The organism is Vibrio sabulosilitoris (assembly GCF_055391395.1).
In genome coordinates, this window is record NZ_AP029599.1 from 1,955,143 (window position 1) to 1,970,654 (window position 15,512).

At 47.9% G+C, this 15,512-nt stretch carries 17 protein-coding genes and 1 pseudogene; 15 read left to right on the forward strand and 3 right to left on the reverse strand.

Going from position 1 to position 15,512, the window contains the following annotated elements; all coding sequences use genetic code 11:
* Positions 1-56 precede the first annotated feature (56 nt).
* The 8 genes from ACZ5R2_RS09230 (at position 57) to ACZ5R2_RS09265 (ending at position 7,285) form a co-directional block, all read left to right on the forward strand.
* Positions 57-1,007, forward strand: coding sequence for a LysR substrate-binding domain-containing protein (locus ACZ5R2_RS09230; protein WP_464901972.1), 951 nt, complete (start codon positions 57-59; stop codon positions 1,005-1,007).
* A complete protein-coding gene (locus tag ACZ5R2_RS09235) occupies positions 998-1,372 on the forward strand; it encodes an MmcQ/YjbR family DNA-binding protein (protein ID WP_464901973.1) in 375 nt (124 codons plus the stop codon). Before ACZ5R2_RS09230 ends, ACZ5R2_RS09235 begins: the two co-directional genes overlap by 10 nt.
* 112 nt (positions 1,373-1,484) lie before the next feature.
* Entirely contained in the window at positions 1,485-1,931 is a 447-nt protein-coding gene (locus ACZ5R2_RS09240; RefSeq protein ID WP_464901974.1) for a hypothetical protein, read from the forward strand.
* A gap of 85 nt (positions 1,932-2,016) precedes the next feature.
* Positions 2,017-2,637, forward strand: coding sequence for an SOS response-associated peptidase (locus tag ACZ5R2_RS09245; protein WP_464901975.1), 621 nt, complete (start codon positions 2,017-2,019; stop codon positions 2,635-2,637).
* 108 nt (positions 2,638-2,745) lie between these two features.
* Positions 2,746-2,997 carry a TIGR03643 family protein gene (locus ACZ5R2_RS09250; protein ID WP_464901976.1) on the forward strand — a complete coding sequence of 84 codons (252 nt, stop codon included), beginning with the start codon at positions 2,746-2,748 and terminating at the stop codon, positions 2,995-2,997.
* 37 nt (positions 2,998-3,034) lie between these two features.
* Positions 3,035-3,709: an ABC transporter ATP-binding protein gene (locus tag ACZ5R2_RS09255; protein ID WP_464901977.1), complete on the forward strand. Its 675-nt coding sequence runs from the start codon at positions 3,035-3,037 to the stop codon at positions 3,707-3,709.
* Positions 3,696-6,176, forward strand: a complete 2,481-nt coding sequence (locus ACZ5R2_RS09260) for an ABC transporter permease (protein ID WP_464901978.1) — start codon at positions 3,696-3,698, stop codon at positions 6,174-6,176. Before ACZ5R2_RS09255 ends, ACZ5R2_RS09260 begins: the two co-directional genes overlap by 14 nt.
* The gene (locus ACZ5R2_RS09265; protein ID WP_464901979.1) at positions 6,176-7,285 is read left to right on the forward strand and encodes a lipocalin-like domain-containing protein; all 1,110 of its coding nucleotides are present in this window, start codon (positions 6,176-6,178) and stop codon (positions 7,283-7,285) included. The genes ACZ5R2_RS09260 and ACZ5R2_RS09265 overlap by 1 nt, the downstream gene beginning before the upstream one ends.
* A gap of 206 nt (positions 7,286-7,491) precedes the next feature.
* On the opposite strand, the gene ACZ5R2_RS09270 is transcribed toward ACZ5R2_RS09265, so the two are convergent.
* Positions 7,492-8,391 (reverse strand): LysR family transcriptional regulator, encoded by a 900-nt coding sequence (locus ACZ5R2_RS09270; protein WP_464901980.1) that lies wholly within the window; start codon positions 8,389-8,391, stop codon positions 7,492-7,494.
* A gap of 108 nt (positions 8,392-8,499) precedes the next feature.
* Here ACZ5R2_RS09270 and accD point away from each other — a divergent pair, with 108 nt between their 5' ends.
* The 3 genes from accD (at position 8,500) to ACZ5R2_RS09285 (ending at position 11,078) form a co-directional block, all read left to right on the forward strand.
* On the forward strand, positions 8,500-9,369 hold the full coding sequence (gene accD / locus ACZ5R2_RS09275; protein WP_464901981.1) for an acetyl-CoA carboxylase, carboxyltransferase subunit beta: 870 nt from the start codon (positions 8,500-8,502) through the stop codon (positions 9,367-9,369).
* Between the two features lie 128 nt (positions 9,370-9,497).
* Positions 9,498-10,070 (forward strand): hypothetical protein, encoded by a 573-nt coding sequence (locus ACZ5R2_RS09280; protein ID WP_464901982.1) that lies wholly within the window; start codon positions 9,498-9,500, stop codon positions 10,068-10,070.
* 297 nt (positions 10,071-10,367) lie between these two features.
* Positions 10,368-11,078 carry an HAD family hydrolase gene (locus tag ACZ5R2_RS09285; protein WP_464901983.1) on the forward strand — a complete coding sequence of 237 codons (711 nt, stop codon included), beginning with the start codon at positions 10,368-10,370 and terminating at the stop codon, positions 11,076-11,078.
* Between the two features lie 156 nt (positions 11,079-11,234).
* On the opposite strand, the gene ACZ5R2_RS09290 is transcribed toward ACZ5R2_RS09285, so the two are convergent.
* Positions 11,235-11,678: a beta/alpha barrel domain-containing protein gene (locus tag ACZ5R2_RS09290; protein WP_464901984.1), complete on the reverse strand. Its 444-nt coding sequence runs from the start codon at positions 11,676-11,678 to the stop codon at positions 11,235-11,237.
* 328 nt (positions 11,679-12,006) lie between these two features.
* The gene (locus ACZ5R2_RS09295; protein ID WP_464901985.1) at positions 12,007-12,399 is read right to left on the reverse strand and encodes a hypothetical protein; all 393 of its coding nucleotides are present in this window, start codon (positions 12,397-12,399) and stop codon (positions 12,007-12,009) included.
* A 313-nt stretch (positions 12,400-12,712) separates the two neighbouring features.
* On the opposite strand from ACZ5R2_RS09295, the gene ACZ5R2_RS09300 reads away from it, so the two are divergent.
* The 4 genes and pseudogenes from ACZ5R2_RS09300 to ACZ5R2_RS09315 all read left to right on the forward strand — a co-directional run bounded on the left by ACZ5R2_RS09300 (position 12,713) and on the right by ACZ5R2_RS09315 (position 15,368).
* Entirely contained in the window at positions 12,713-12,994 is a 282-nt protein-coding gene (locus tag ACZ5R2_RS09300) for a type II toxin-antitoxin system Phd/YefM family antitoxin (RefSeq protein ID WP_464901986.1), read from the forward strand.
* Positions 12,991-13,278 carry a type II toxin-antitoxin system RelE/ParE family toxin gene (locus ACZ5R2_RS09305; protein ID WP_464901987.1) on the forward strand — a complete coding sequence of 96 codons (288 nt, stop codon included), beginning with the start codon at positions 12,991-12,993 and terminating at the stop codon, positions 13,276-13,278. The genes ACZ5R2_RS09300 and ACZ5R2_RS09305 overlap by 4 nt, the downstream gene beginning before the upstream one ends.
* 660 nt (positions 13,279-13,938) lie before the next feature.
* A pseudogene (tnpA, locus tag ACZ5R2_RS09310) lies at positions 13,939-14,253 on the forward strand (IS200/IS605 family transposase); the annotation flags it as partial.
* A gap of 119 nt (positions 14,254-14,372) precedes the next feature.
* Positions 14,373-15,368, forward strand: a complete 996-nt coding sequence (locus ACZ5R2_RS09315; RefSeq protein WP_464902346.1) for a transposase — start codon at positions 14,373-14,375, stop codon at positions 15,366-15,368.
* Positions 15,369-15,512: the final 144 nt, after the last annotated feature.

The following is a 15,512-nucleotide window of genomic DNA, read 5'->3' on the forward strand; positions in this document are numbered from 1 at the left end:
GGCTTTCAATCGACTTTTATGCCACTCTGACATTACTTGAACTCATGGGTTAAACAATGACCAGCTATCCAAATACTCCATACTCACACAAGTGCTTAACCACCTTCGAAGCCGTAGCGCGTCATATGAGTTTTACTCAGGCGGCAGATGAACTGAATGTGACCCAAGGTGCGGTCAGCCGTCAAATTCGCCAACTGGAGGAGTATTGTCAGCAGACGTTGATTATCCGCAAGCAACGTTATATTGAACTCAGTGATAAAGGCCAGCAGTTGGCTCAGCTGCTGACCCGCAGCTATGGTGAATTAGAACAGTTATTTGCCAGCTGGAAGCAGCAAAAAGGTCGTCGGATCGTGATCAAATCGGCGATGAGTTTTGCCACGCGAGTCCTGATGCCAAGGCTGCCCTATTTGGTCGAGCGATACCCTCAATATGAGATCATTGTTGTGCCTACACTTGAGGAGGAGCTAACCTTGACCTCGGGTGATTACGATCTGGCGATCTTTTTCACGCGTAAACCCATGCCGCGCCATGATATTGAATTTCTACGCGATGAATATATGTCACCGGTGTGCGCCACCCGCCCCGACCAAGCCCCGGTCACTATTGACGATGTTCTGGCGCAGCCACGCCTGCATCCAACCGATGACCATACCGATTGGCGATCTTGGCTCGAGCAGATAGGGCATCGCGACGGCGAGAGCGTGAGGAACTCGACGCTTTTTACTCTCGATCTGGCGCTAAGTGCCTGTTTATCGGGACAAGGGGTGACCGTAACGGATATGCTGTTGGTGTTGCCGGAGCTGCAGCAAGGCTTTTTGACCAGCCCCAAACAGACCATCATCTACACCAGTCCGTGGAAGTATTACTGTCATCAACCACAGCCGAGCGAGATCACCCAAGAGATAGCCAGCTGGCTGCGTCAAGTGACGGCTCAGCAGTTGGATGATTTAACCGCACTGGCCGAGCAAAACCAATGGCAAATTAGAAGGGTAGAGCAATGGAGTTAGACAAGCTAGAGCACTCTCTTTTATCCCGCGCGGGCAGCGAACTAAGCTATCCATTTGGGCCCGAAGTGCGTGTGTATAAGGTGAAAGGCAAGATGTTTGCCTGGGTGGCACACGAGAATACGCCGCTCGATTTGACCCTAAAATGTCAGCCGAGTGAGGTGGATTTCTTGGTCGATGAGTACGCGAGTATCAAACGTGGCTACCATATGAACAAACGTCATTGGGTGACGATTGCGCTTGATGGCGAGGTACCTGAATCGATGCTCGAAGACCTGATCGACCGCTCTTATCGGCTGGTGGTGAGTAAGTTACCTAAGCGCGAGCAAACCAGCTTGTTGATTATCGGCGATGACCCAACGCCGTAAAAACCGAGCTTTGCAACAAATGCATTTCGCAACAAGGACAGTTTCAGTTTGGCACTCAAGTGGTTATCATAGCGCGATGAATATTCATCTCCACCACTAGTACACTACCGCTATGTATGACAAACACCAATTACGCCAGAGCTTGATTGAGACCCTTGAAACCTCACGCCAAACCGCCCTTAAAGCGGCAGATAGTGCCCACGATGATGCAACCCACGAGCAGAGTGTGGCCGAAACCCAGTACGATACCGTGGGTCTGGAAGCGGCCTATCTGGCGCATGGACAGTCACAACGTGTCGCCGACTGCACCGCGATGATTGAGCGCCTCAAGTCGATGGCGTTGCGTGACTTTGATGTTGATGATGAGATAGAGCTTGGCGCATTGGTGCGCCTTGATGATGGCATGACGTGTTGGTTTTTGCCCGTGTGCGGTGGAGTCAAGCTTGCTAACGGCAAGGTGGTGGTGATCACCCCGCAGTCGCCGCTTGGTCAGATGTTAGATGGCGCAGAGTGCGATGAGCACCTCGAAGATGGCCGGGTGATCGTTGCCATCAAGTAGTGCGATCAGTTAGTGCGACCAAGCCCACAGTCATAGTGACCTCCTTTGCTATAGTGCTTGTTAGAGCGTAGTGAGGAGGTGATTTATGTGTGGCAGACTGAATATTATTGATGACCCGTTGTGCACGGCTGTCACTACGCTGCTCGGGGTCACCTTTTCCACGCCAACCAATCAAGACCTGAGGCCAACCGAGCAGGTAGCAACGCTTATTCATCACCCGTCGCATGGCCATCTCGCCTCACCCGAGCCTCTCTCCTCACTAAGCCATCATGCCGGACTCAAGCAAACCAACCTCACTTGGGGTATTCAGCCCAGTTGGTCAAAACGAATTATTATCAATGCTCAAGCGGAATCGGTGGCCACCAAGGTCACGTTTCGCAATGCCTTTCAACAAGCGCGCGTGATCGTGCCCTGCTCGGGTTGGTATGAGTGGGCGACATTTGCCGGTGTCAAGCAGCGCTATCTCTTTGCACACCCTGATGGCTCACCAGTGTGGATGGCCGGGATCGCGTTCGATAAGAGCAAGTTAGTCACCTTGACCACCAGTGCCAATGCTCAGTGCGCTGACTATCATCACCGAATGCCACTGCTGCTTGATGATGAGCAACTTGATACCTGGCTAGCTGGAAGCGTGCAAGAGGCTCATCGGTTAACTAATCAGTGCTGGCAACCCCGTCTTGTAGTGAGTCGTTGTGAGCAGGGATGATCTCTTTGCAATCTAACGCTTTTTTATCAATTTCAGGCCACATTTCAGTCTTTTACCCCTTCGGTGGCGTATGAAATGACCTATAAAGGTAACTAGGGATAGAGTGAAATGAGTTTAGATGAAGAGCAGCGCTCGCGAATAATTGAGATGGCATGGGAGGATCGCACGCCGTTTGAGGCAATCTGGCGGCAATTTGGTGTCAGCGAAGCCCAAGTGATCACCTTGATGCGCGCGAGTATGAAGCGCTCAAGCTTTAAACTGTGGCGTAAGCGAGTCTGCGGTCGGCGCAGTAAGCATGAACGGCTGCGTCACCCTGATATTCTGCGTGGGTACTGTCCAACTCAGTATAAAGTCAGATAAAGATAAGCAGTTCCCACGCCATAAACAAGGAGGGGAGATGGAACACCCGCTGGTGCAATTCGTCAATTTGGCCAAGAGCTTTCAAGATGGTAAGGAAACGCATCAGGTGCTTGGCCACATCAATCTGTCGATCGCGCACGGTGAGAGCATCGCCCTGACGGGAGCAAGTGGCAGTGGTAAAAGTACCTTACTCAATATCATCGGCGGATTCGAAACCCCAAGTCGCGGCGACCTTATCCTGTTGGGTGACAACACGCAAGATTGGCAACACCAACAATGGAGTGACTTTCGTGCTCGCTCGCTCGGCGTGATATTCCAGCAGTTCAACCTGCTTACACCACTAAATGTAAAGCAAAACATCGAGTTTCCCCTGACCCTACAAGGCCAGCGTTGGAATGATTGGTGTCAGCACCTAGTGGCGTCACTGGGGATAGAGACACTGCTCGAGCGTCATGTTGCCAGTCTCTCAGGGGGGCAGCAACAGCGAGTCGCTATCGCTCGCGCCTTAGCCCATCGCCCTAAGATCTTGTTGGCAGATGAGCCGACGGGCAACCTAGATCAACACGCCAGTAATGAGGTGATGCGCCTGCTTATTGAGCTCTCCACACAAGGGAACACCGCGATCGTACTGGTCACTCACAGTCGTGAGTGTGCGCAATATATGCAAACACAGCTGCAACTGAGTGGTGGACAAATTGATGAGGCGAGTTGAGTTGCAGCATTTACGCATATGCTCGAGAGTGTTCGCTGCGCACTACCGCCAAGCACCGCTCCAGGCGGGCTCGATTTTGCTCGGGATCTTGCTAGCAGTGACACTGTTTGTCGCCGTTCAAGCCATCAACCTTAACGCCAAGCGCAGTTACGCCCAATCGACTGAGCTCCTTAGCGCCCGTGCCAATGCTTTTGTCCTTCCCCCCTTGGGCCAGCGATATCTATCTGAGCAGGTCTATTTTGCACTACGCCAGGCCGGTGTCAGCGGGACACTACCGATTATCGAAGGTCGAGTGAGTGACCAAGAGGGACAAAGGTGGTCTCTACAAGGCAGCGATGTGATTGCTGCGATTACAGCAGGCTCACGCTTTTTGGAACAAGACACTGGTGCCTCGCTTTCAAGCGAGCAGCTACCACTCAATCAACTTCTGGCTGGCGAGCCGTTAGTTCTAGTCAGTCAGTCACAGCATGAGCGAACCGGCGCTGCGCGCACTATCGTATTAGAGGGCGTTGAGGCTGAGCTGGTGGTTGTGCCCGATAGCTGGCGCTTGGGTAGCCAATTGTTTGCCGATATTGGGTTCGCGCAGCGTCTGTTGAAAAAAGACGGTCAGCTTAGTTATATCGCTGTGTTTGATCCCAATCTCTCACCTGAGCCTGCTTTCTTGTCTGCGGCTGATCAGCAAGTGCGTTGGGAGATCAATCAGCAAAGCGACGATCTGGGAGCCTTGACCGACAGCTTTCATCTTAACCTGACTGCGATGAGCTTGCTCGCGTTTCTGGTTGGGTTGTTCATCGCATACAACGGAGTTCAATACAGTCTTTTTAAGCGCAGCCGGTTGCTGGTGCAACTGCAGCAAGCGGGGATAGCCCCAAGCACACTGCAAGCTGGCCTAGTGATAGAGTTAACGTTACTAGTGCTGATTGGTGTCAGCGTTGGGTTTGTTGTTGGTATCCAGTTGAGCTATTGGCTGCACCCTATGGTGGCGGTGACGCTTGAGCAGCTTTATGGCGCGACCTTATTACCGGGCATTTGGCAATGGCATTGGTGGCTGCAATCATTGTCACTGACTTGGGTCGTGGCCCTCGTCGCCTGTTGGCACTATTTTCGCCGTCATATTGGCCAGCCATTATCATCACACACAGGGCTGTATGCCAGGTCGACGGCGTTGGCTTCTGGGCGCTTGTGTCAAATCGGCCTTGGATTGATGATGGTCTCGATAGTCGGGTTGCTCAGCGTAGAGAATTTTCGCTTTACCATGCTCTGGCTAGGCGTACTGATTGTAGCCATACCTCTACTCTTACCACAAACGCTAACCCTGCTTAGCGGATGGGCAGCGCGGCACTCTATACCGGGCTTGGTATGCTATCTGTTTGCCGAGCTTCGGGAGCTCGTCGCGCCGCTCTCATTGGCAATGATGGCACTACTTCTGGCGGTAACCGCAAATATTGGCATGAATACACTAGTAGGCAGCTTTGAATCGACCCTCAAAGCCTGGCTAGAGCAGCGTTTACACGCTGACCTTTACATCACGCCATCAGCGGGACAAATGCTGCCCTTGATTGAAGCGTTAGAGGGTATGGAGGGCATCGAAAGCGTTTATACCCAGACGTATATCGACGATAAGATCGCTAACCTGCCGATACAACTTGGTACCAAGGATCGCCAAACCTTAGAGCAAACCATGGTATTTCACTCGCAGCTCGATGACTTCTGGTCGCGTTTCTATGCCGGAGAGCTGGCGGCAATCAGTGAGCCTACGGCGGTAAAGCAGCAGCTTAAACTAGGCAGCCTGCTCGAGAGCGAGAGTCTGGCTGGTGCCTCGCTTCATGTCGGCGCCATCTTTCACGATTACGGCTCGCCTGATGGTGAGGTGCTGATTGCCCCTAAGCTTTGGCAGCAACTGGGATTCACTGCCACACCATCAAGTGTCGGGGTGGCTTTTGACCAAGCCCCGTTCGCGGTAATTGAGCAGCTAAAAACTCAATTTAACCTACAACAGAGTCAGTTGTATGATCAGCAGCAAATCAAATCCCTCGCCCTTGAGATCTTCTCCAGAACCTTTGCTATCACTAGTGCGGTCAATAGTGTGACCTTATTGGTAGCCGTCGTGGGGCTGTTTAGTGCGTGCTTTATGTTGCTTGATGCGCGTAAGGCGGCGATTGCGCGTTTGTATGCGCTTGGGGTGGGTCGCTACAAATTGATGGGAGTAGTGGTTGGGCAAATAGCGGTCTTAGTCGTGTTCACGCTGATTCTGGCACTACCACTCGGGGCTTTAGTAGGCATGGTTTTAACAGATATCGTCACTTTGCGCGCATTTGGTTGGAGCCTAGTGTTCGATTGGCAATGGAGCGGCGTGCTGATCATCTGCATCATCACCATAGTCGTTGCGGTATCCGCGACGGTTTTTCCCCTCTGGCGACTGGTCAATCGACCGGTCATCTCCGCGCTGCAGAGTGAGGTGTTGTAATGATTAGAGTGTGGGTCATAGTGTTAAGTGCTGTTGCCTTGACCGTTATTAGTCTTGTTACCATAAGCTTAACTGGTGGTGATAACGCACCGGCATCATCAATGGGCAGTTGGATGGGGGAGGGAGGCAATGAGAGCGTTTATGCCCAAGTTACACCAGGCCACCGATTGGAGTTCCCGCGAGATCATTTATCTCACGGCGACTATCGTCATGAATGGTGGTATCTGACCGCAAATCTAACTGATGAACGAGGAGAGCAGATTGGTATTCAGTGGACCTTGTTTCGCTTGGCAACAGAGCCGCGTGTTGAGGGCAACAGCCCTTGGTCAAGCGGGCAGCTATATATGGCGCATAGTGCGGTAACCAAAAACAACGTTCACTATGCAGACGAAAGGTGGTCACGCGCTCATCCACAGTTAGCAGGAGTGACGGGCGCGCCTTTCGATGCCTTTATCGATGATTGGCGTTGGCATTCAAGCAGCACTGATCTGTTCCCGGCCACTTTGCAAGCAGACTCAGAGCAGTTTAGTTACGCTCTTAGCCTAACCAGTGATGCGCCATATCAGTTACAAGGCCTAGATGGTTTTAGCCAAAAGAGCACTGACGGCGAGGTGGCGTCCTATTACTACAGTCAGCCATTTGTCTCGGTCAACGGGACGGTGACGATCGATGGGCAGGCGCTTTCTGTAACAGGGCAAGGCTGGATTGACCGAGAGTGGAGCTCACAGTTTTTACTCGATTCACAGCAAGGCTGGGACTGGTTTGCTTTGCGATTAGACCAAGATACCACGCTGGTGGTGTTTCAGCTGCGCCAATTGGGCAGTGAAGAAGCGGATTATACCTATGCCCGTCTGATGCATCGAGATGGGCAAGGGATGAACATTCCCCAGAGCGAAATAGAGCTCTCCGTGCGCAAAACCAGCCGTATTGATGAAGCAGAATACCCCACCGAGTGGTCGCTGGCCATTCCCTCACAAGCGATCTCGCTGACCATCACGGCGCTTAATCCATTGGCAAAAATGCCATTGACCGTGCCTTACTGGGAAGGCCCAGTCAATATTAAAGGAAGTCATGAGGGCAACGGTTATATGGAGTTAACCGGCTATTAGGTGGTGAAAACTAACTCGCTATTGGCTACAGAATAGAACATAAATGATTTCTAAGGCCTCTGGACGCCGAAAGTATCTATGCTCTTGCTGCTGAGCCTGAACGTAGATTAAAAAAACAGCATACTTGAGTAATAAGTTGTCACTCGGACTTTCGGTGAGTTATGTATAGTGGCACGACGATATACAAGCGCAATCGCTGCTGTGCTTCAGCTGTCGAAGTGGGCGTAATGTTTTATGTGTTCAATAAACATAGGTATCCGATTGGCTACGTGTTTTTGTGAAGCGTAGAATGCGTACAGTATAAGGTCCTCCGGTTGATACTCCATATCAATGACCTGCAAAGTGCCTGAACGTATTTCATCTTGGCAATGTTCAATGGGTAATATTGCGAGCCCTAAACCAGCAACGGCCCCAGCTTTGGCAAGATGGCCGCTGTTAACTTTAAAACAAGACTTTACTTTCTGAATCATGACCTCATCACCATTACTTTTGAACACCCAAGGTGTCCCGTTCACTGCTGTTAGACTACTAATGCACGGGAGGTACTGTAAATCTGTGATCTTAGAGGGCTTTGGATAACCGCTAAGGAGTTCTGGTGAGCCGACTACAGCACTGGGCCAGCGCTGGATTTCTCTTGCAACTAGGCTGGAGTCTGCCAGCTTTCCCCGGTGGAACTTTAAAATAACATCGAACCCATCAAATAAGTCCTCTTTAGGGCTAACGCTAGTATCGCAGCAGATGGAGATAGAGGGATGTTGTTGGCAAAAGCTCACCACCGCATTCGCCAGTATAGGTGAATCTGGCATCAGTATTTTGAGCTGTCCCGTTGCCTGTCTAGATTGGTTAGTGACTTCCTCTAATGCATCATTCAATTTACTCAACAATGGCTGCGTGAGGATGTACAACTGCTCTCCCGCATTCGTTGGTGCGATTTTACGTGTCGTTCTGTCAAAAAGACGAGTATCAAGCTGTTCCTCTAACAAGCGAATGTGGCGACTGATGTTTGATGTCGGCAAGCTTAAAAAATCAGATGCACGCTTAATGCTCAGGTTTTCGTACACGCAATGGAAGCTTCTAAGCCATTGCTGATCAATCTTACTGATCAATTTTTATTGTCCCATAATGTTGGATTGTGTAATCCAAAATACCCACTTTATTATCAAATATAGGCTTATACAATGCTTAGCTTCAGTTAAGAAACGAAAGATGTAGGCATGAGTTGGCTTAAAAGACTAATACGCAACAAGAATATTACCAGTAAAAAAAGGGCTGAAATACCTGAGGGTTTGTGGATAAAGTGCACTCAATGCAGCCAAATTCTTTATTACAAAACTCTAGAAATTCACTTGGATGTATGTTCGAAATGTAATCACCACATGCGAATGAAAGCTCGTCGACGACTTGATAGCTTTCTAGATACCCATAAAAAGGTCGAAATTGCTACCCACTTTGAACCAGCCGACACATTGGGCTTTAGAGACAAACAGCGCTATTCAGATCGTATTGCTAAAGCGCAGAAGAGCTCTGGGGAGAAGGACGCGTTAATTGTGATGAAAGGAGAGTTAATGGGCTTACCTGTTGTTGCTTGCGCGTTTGAGTTTTCTTTTATGGCCGGCACAATGGGATCCGTCGTGGGAGCACGGTTTGTTCAAGCCGTTCAGACTGCAAGGGATAACAACTGCAGTCTAGTTTGCTTTTCTGCCTGTGGAGGAGCCAGGATGCAAGAGTCACTAATGGCTTTAATGCAAATGGCCAAAACCAGTGCCGCCTTGAGCCAACTATCGGAGGCAGGCTTACCCTATATCTCAGTATTGACCGATCAGACTTATGGAGGGGTTTCTGCTAGTTTGGCTATGCTTGGTGATATTAATATTGGTGAGCCAAACGCAAGGGTCGGATTCGCGGGCCGACGCGTCATAAAGCAAACTGTACGTGAAGAATTACCAGAGGGCTTCCAACAGAGTGAGTTTCTGTTAGAGCATGGCGCCATAGATATGATCGTGGACAGACAAGATATGAGACGAAAAATCGGTTCTCTGTTATCCAAGCTAACTAACACGCCAATTGTGAAGAGTGAGCATTAGCGAGTTGGCTACACGATATAGACTTTGGCACTAATGCAAGCGAATTTGTCCTAGCAACCGAGGTCACAATTAAAGAAAATAGTGATGACTCCATTTCTTTTGAAGCACTTTTCCCTTCATGGATGTTATTGAGAGCGAGTTTAACTGATATCGTAGATCGAAATGAGAATGGGATTTGGCAAGGTTTTGAGGACTTCTTTGCTATCGATTCGCCAGAATTTGATCAAGATGGTGACGGTTACACAAACCTAGAGGAATCATTAGCTTTTACCAATCCAAACGATACTGATGATAGCCCGGTCGAATGGTTGGTAACTTCACGGGATTATAATGATGCTCGAAGCATTATTGTTGCTGGAAATATCTTGCCATACTATGCTTACGCTCTAGGTGAACTTTCCCTTAGCATTGATTTGAATAGCACTATCGATGATTGGCAATGGTTACCGGCTAACACGGACTGGGGATGTGAATTATTGGAAAGCAGTCAACAGCTATACTGCGCCACTATTTCAGCTACAGAATTCTCACTGTTTGAAAATGAGCCGAATAAGCCGGGTACTGTAGATCTTTCTTACACTATTAATATTGGTAATTTGGAGTGGGTTGGAGATTACAACAGTGAAATGCCTAGTCAACTTAAGGCCCATTGGACAAGTAGCTCTGGCTTGAAAGTTGTCGATAGCATGACCTTTCGCTAGCCACTATAGGGGGAGAATGTGGCAGAGATAGAGTTGTAGTAGCTCAAGAGTGTTATTCTGTACCATTTTAAGACATTCACTAGCTCAACTTGAAACAGAGTATTTTTAGGAGCCTTTACTGTTGCTACTTCGTAACTCAGAAATGTCCAGATCCTTGCTAAATGACGCTCTAGGATACTTTTGCCCCTTTCAGTGTTATGTCTGGTTGAATTCACATTCCACCTAAGCATCAATTGACCTACTTTTCCTCATGCCTGTAATCTGAAAAGAGTCGGCTTCAACAAAGATGAGGAATATGTGTTTGATGCGATTGTGTTTGACTTTGATGGTACCTTGGTCGATTTTGTTGATACAGATACCAAAATTCTCAAGCTGCTACACTCAAAGCTAACAACAGAAACTACGTTTGAAAAATTCCTGACGACTGCTGTCGAAGAGATTATCGCTTTTCATTCTCTTGTTGAGCGCGGAGAGGCAGATCCGCTGTCAATGCATAGGACTAGGCTTAAACGGACGTTTGACAGTCTCTCAATAGATTGGCATGAGTCAGTAACTGAGATTTATAGAGCTGAGTTAATTCGATCTTGTGAGCCTTTTCCTGGTGTACCAGATATCCTTCATAAGCTGCAAAAGTGCTTTAAGCTTGGATTGCTCACAAACGCCTACGATCCAAGTGAGCAAAGAAACAGAATTGTCTCTTCCAGGCTAAACCAATATTTCGACCAAATCCTAGTGTCAGGAGAGATTGGATTGTACAAACCAGATCCAAGTGTTTTCTGTTGCATTTTAGATCGGCTTAATGTTGTACCAGAAAGGGCTGTTTACATAGGTGATTCAATCGTACATGATGTAGAAGGAGCTAGATTGGCGGGCATGAGGTCGGTTCTGTTCAGTAAAAGGTCAAAAATAAACTCTACCGTAGCTGATTATCATGTCTATGGTATAGAGGAACTGGCGGACTTGATGCGCCACTTTTGTGAGTTATCTAAACGGTCACAACTGAACTGACGCCGGGACTTGGGAAATCAAACTACCTATTACGATTTTAAAGCCAACCCCCCTCTCCTCTGGCAGCTAAGGTATCACTGTATTGCCCCGAAATGGGTTACGAGCATTCAGGTATGCGGTTCTCTAAGGCATAATTTGACTTACTTTCCCTCATGCCTAGAACTCTAACTCTGTGGCTAAATTCACTGTGCCACTACAGGTACCGTTAACCGAGACGACCATAAGCTGGTTCTTACCCATCTTACGGTTGCCTTCTTCGATATCTTTCATCCACACCGATAGAGCGAGAGACGGGACACCGAAAGAGTTGGTAATTGTGATTCGTTCATCCAAAGATGGGCGTGAACCTGGCTGAATCTCTGCATTAATATCATGATTGTTGAACTGCTTGTCGGTATCTAGAAAGATGCAGTTTGGTGCGGGGTGGCAGGCGCGCTCAACACTTCTCACTGTCTTATATACTGGAATATCGAAACCAAGTTGCGCATATACGTCACACCAGTGGCTATTCAACAGTGGTCCTGCAGGTACACCCAGGCGAGAGTTGACTTCATAGTCAAACAGCTTATGAGTTTGAGTGACAGCTGGTCGAGCTGGCATTTTGCCCTCCTCAAAGAAGGGAGCGTTTTGGTAGTTATCCTCATAGGTTTTGAGAATATCGTAGAGTTCGAACTGAGTGGGTGTAGTCATCAGAGGCCTTTCACAGTGTACCAATTAGAAATTGGAACGGATACTAACGCTACTGGACAGCATTGGACATAGGCTGGTAGGCACTGATCACGTTATCGCTGAGTGAGATTAATGACTCGACTAAAATAGTAACAAAGGTTTGAAGGAATATCCTTGAGCGGCAGATCTGCGGTACCTAGTGTTTGATAATTATGTTGCTATTACGCAGGGGGATTCTTAAGGTAGCTTTCAGAAAGCGTCAGGCAGAACTGTTAGAGCTCATCACCGACTGGACCACTTGATTGATTTCCTGATTGAAGACGATCAGCGTGGTGCCGATCATACATACCACGATTCCGACAATTTCGACGACGTTGACTACTTTTTTGTAAAACACCCACTGAACGAAAATCGCAATCACGAAAGCCGCAGTTTTTGCAATGATGTTCAACGATGGATAGGAAAAGACTTCACTCCCTTTACCGTAAAACATGGTGAAGCCAACGGTTCCGGTAAAAGTGATGGGCAAGGTAAGAAGGGCAATTTTCGCCACTGAGCCCCACGTCAACTCACTCGCGTTACTCATTCCCATTAAGTTTGGAACTTGTGTCATCACAGTTGCTAAGATTAGTGAAGAAATGATTACGCCCATACGAATGATTGTCCTATCAGTAAAATATGAAAGGCGCGTAATCTAGTTGGTTTTGACTATTTTTGCAACACAGGCTGACTAAGTTTTGTCCAAAGCCTTCGCGACGGGCACTTCATAACTCAGAAATGCCCCTTTCTTCGTTAGAGTAGTTGATCCACAACGACAAGTGACCCTATAGCTACCAGACTTTTGCTAATACCAAGACGTCTGATTAATAGGTCTTGATTGCGTTGGGAGACAGCATCAACTCCTTGCTCGTAACAACAGGCTGAACTATAATTTGTACGTTATTTTGTACATTTTGGAGTTCAATATGAGCCGTATTCATTTCGACCAAGATATTCAGCCATTGTCTGAGTTTCGCGCAGGTGTAGCTTCTTACATCAAACAAATCAATGAGACTCGCCGTCCATTGGTCATTACGCAACGTGGCAAAGGTGTTGCCGTTGTTCTTGACGTTGCTGAATATGAAGCCATGCAAGAGAAGATCGAATTACTAGAAGAAATGCGCACAGCGGAAGCACAGTTAGCCTCTGGTCTTGGTATTTCTAATGATGATGCGCGTGCTCATGTTTTGGGGCGCATTAAAAAATGAAAGTAGTTTGGTCTCCATTAGCGCTTCAGAAGCTAGGCGATGCAGCAGAGTTCATCTCTTTGGATAATCCATCTGCGGCAGAAAAGTGGGTAAACGAAGCTTTTGATAAAATTGAATTGCTTGGAAGTATGCCTGAAATGGGGCGGTTCGTGCTTGAAATGCCCCATACCAACTATCGCGAAATCATCTTTGGTCACTATCGTATTATCTACAGCTTAAGTCATGAAATCCGAGTATTAACAGTTCGAAATTGTCGTCAAATGTTATCGGAAGATGACGTGTAAAACAGCGTTCTAATTGAGCTATTGGATAACTCAAGCTCTATACGTGTCGTTGGCAAGGCTTTGTCCAGCTTTGAAAAAGCTGGTAAGGCTAGCTTGATTCTGCCCCAAAACGTTTTAGTTATTGCTGTCAATAGCAAGTTCCAATCGAGATCACGGCATACTTTTCCTCATGTCTTGTAAGTGTCTAGAGTTCTGGGGCTCTACCAGACAGAATCAGATTTAGTGATAAATAGGCCGTGAAATCATAGCTCCGTAACTCAAAACTAGTGCGAGCCCCTAAGTTCCATATTTGAAAGAAACGCTCACTATAATCCATGGAATCTAAGTTTTCTTTAGTCCTTGCCACCTTTATGTATGTTGATCAGGGCTTTATTGTACTGCTTCCAGTTAGTTGTTTTGTAACGAGGTTTAGACATGAGGCCACGACGATTGATGAGTGTAGCCGATCAGATCGTAGCTTCTTGATTTAGTTTCATCTATCTATGCAATAAAAACCATATGATCTACAAATGTTATGGGTCGTCTAGTTATAATTTTTTATTATCGGCCCTAAACCACCGCCTAGGGCGGTGGTGATTGTCCCTTTGGGCTCTTGCCCGAAGGAGTGCCCATGTTAAAAGTTAGTCTCTTATTCACCACAAGTAAGAGGAAACAAATAACATGAGCGACTACAGAAGTTCATCACATGTGTATTGGCGTTGCAAATATCATATTGTATGGACGCCAAAGTATAGGTTTAGGATTCTGAAAGGTAATGTAGCCAAAGAGCTTTACCGGTCAATCTACATTTTGTGCAATATGAAAGATTGCGAAGTCCTAGAGCTGAGTATCCAAGCAGACCACGTTCATCTCGTAGCAATAGTGCCGCCTAAAGTGTCGATATCGACTCTAATGGGGGTATTGAAGGGGAGGGCTGCAATTCGATTGTTCAACAAGTTTCCCCACATAAGGAAACGATTGTGGGGCAATCATTTTTAGGCCAAAGGTTATTTTGTGGACACGATTGGCAGAATATAAATAGACACCCATAACACTGGTGAAGCTATCGACCCTCTCCTACACTGAAGTTGTGCTCAACTCTCAGGGGAATCATGATGCCCAAAGCTCGCTCTGAACAAGTTAGTCTGGATGATACGGCCTATTACCACTGTGTTTCACGCTGTGTGCGCAGGGCCTACTTGTGTGGTGTTGATGAGATTACTGGCAAGAGTTATGAACATCGGCGGGGTTGGGTTGAAGAGCGTCTGCTCAAGTTGGCGCGTGTGTTCGCCATTGATGTTTGCTCGTATGCGGTGATGAGTAATCATACCCACGTGGTGCTGCATGTTAATCAGGTAACGGCTCTGGGTTGGAGTGCGCGTGAGGTCATGGAGCGTTGGCATCAATTGCACAAAGGAACACTGCTGACAACTCGCTATCTTAGTGGTGAGCAGCTCGATGAAACGTCATTGAAAGCCGTTATGGATATTGTTGAGGTGTATCGCCAGCGTCTGTATGACATCAGCTGGTTTATGCGTAATCTCAATGAGACCATTGCCCGTCAAGCCAACAGAGAAGAGGGGTGTACCGGACGATTTTGGGAAGGGCGCTTTAAGTCACAAGCGCTACTTGACGAAGCTGCCTTAGTTGCCTGTATGGCTTATGTCGACTTAAACCCGGTCCGCGCCCAGATAGCGCCAACTCCTGAAGAGTCTGAATATACCAGTATCAAGGCGAGGGTGGATACTCTTCAGGGCTCTGACGGCTGCAACCCGCGCCAACCTGAAACCTTATTTCCCTTTGTTGGTGACCCTAGGCAGGAGATGCCAGAGGGGTTGCCGTTCCGACTTGAAGATTACCTGTCACTGGTGGATTTCAGTGGTCGTGCCATACGTGAAGACAAGCGTGGGGCCATAGCCGAGTACCATCCGCCGATTTTGTCCAGACTAGGAATCGATGAAGCGGTGTGGGAAACACTGATTGTTTCGCTTGAAAAAGAGTTCACCGGACCTATCGGTGGTGAAAAGTCTCTACGTCAATATCAGCGACATCACGGCTTGCAGCGGATGAAAGGCGTTAGAGTCGCCAGGCGATGCTTTAAAGCGGCTTAACTTTCCATTTATCAAGCTCGATTTTCCGCTGACGAGTGCAGTGGTGAACAACTTTTTGCACGAGACTGCCCAATAACCAGAAATGCGCTTCTAATGATAGATTTTGTCTGATATTTGACTCTTTTTCTGTTCTGTATCCCGTAT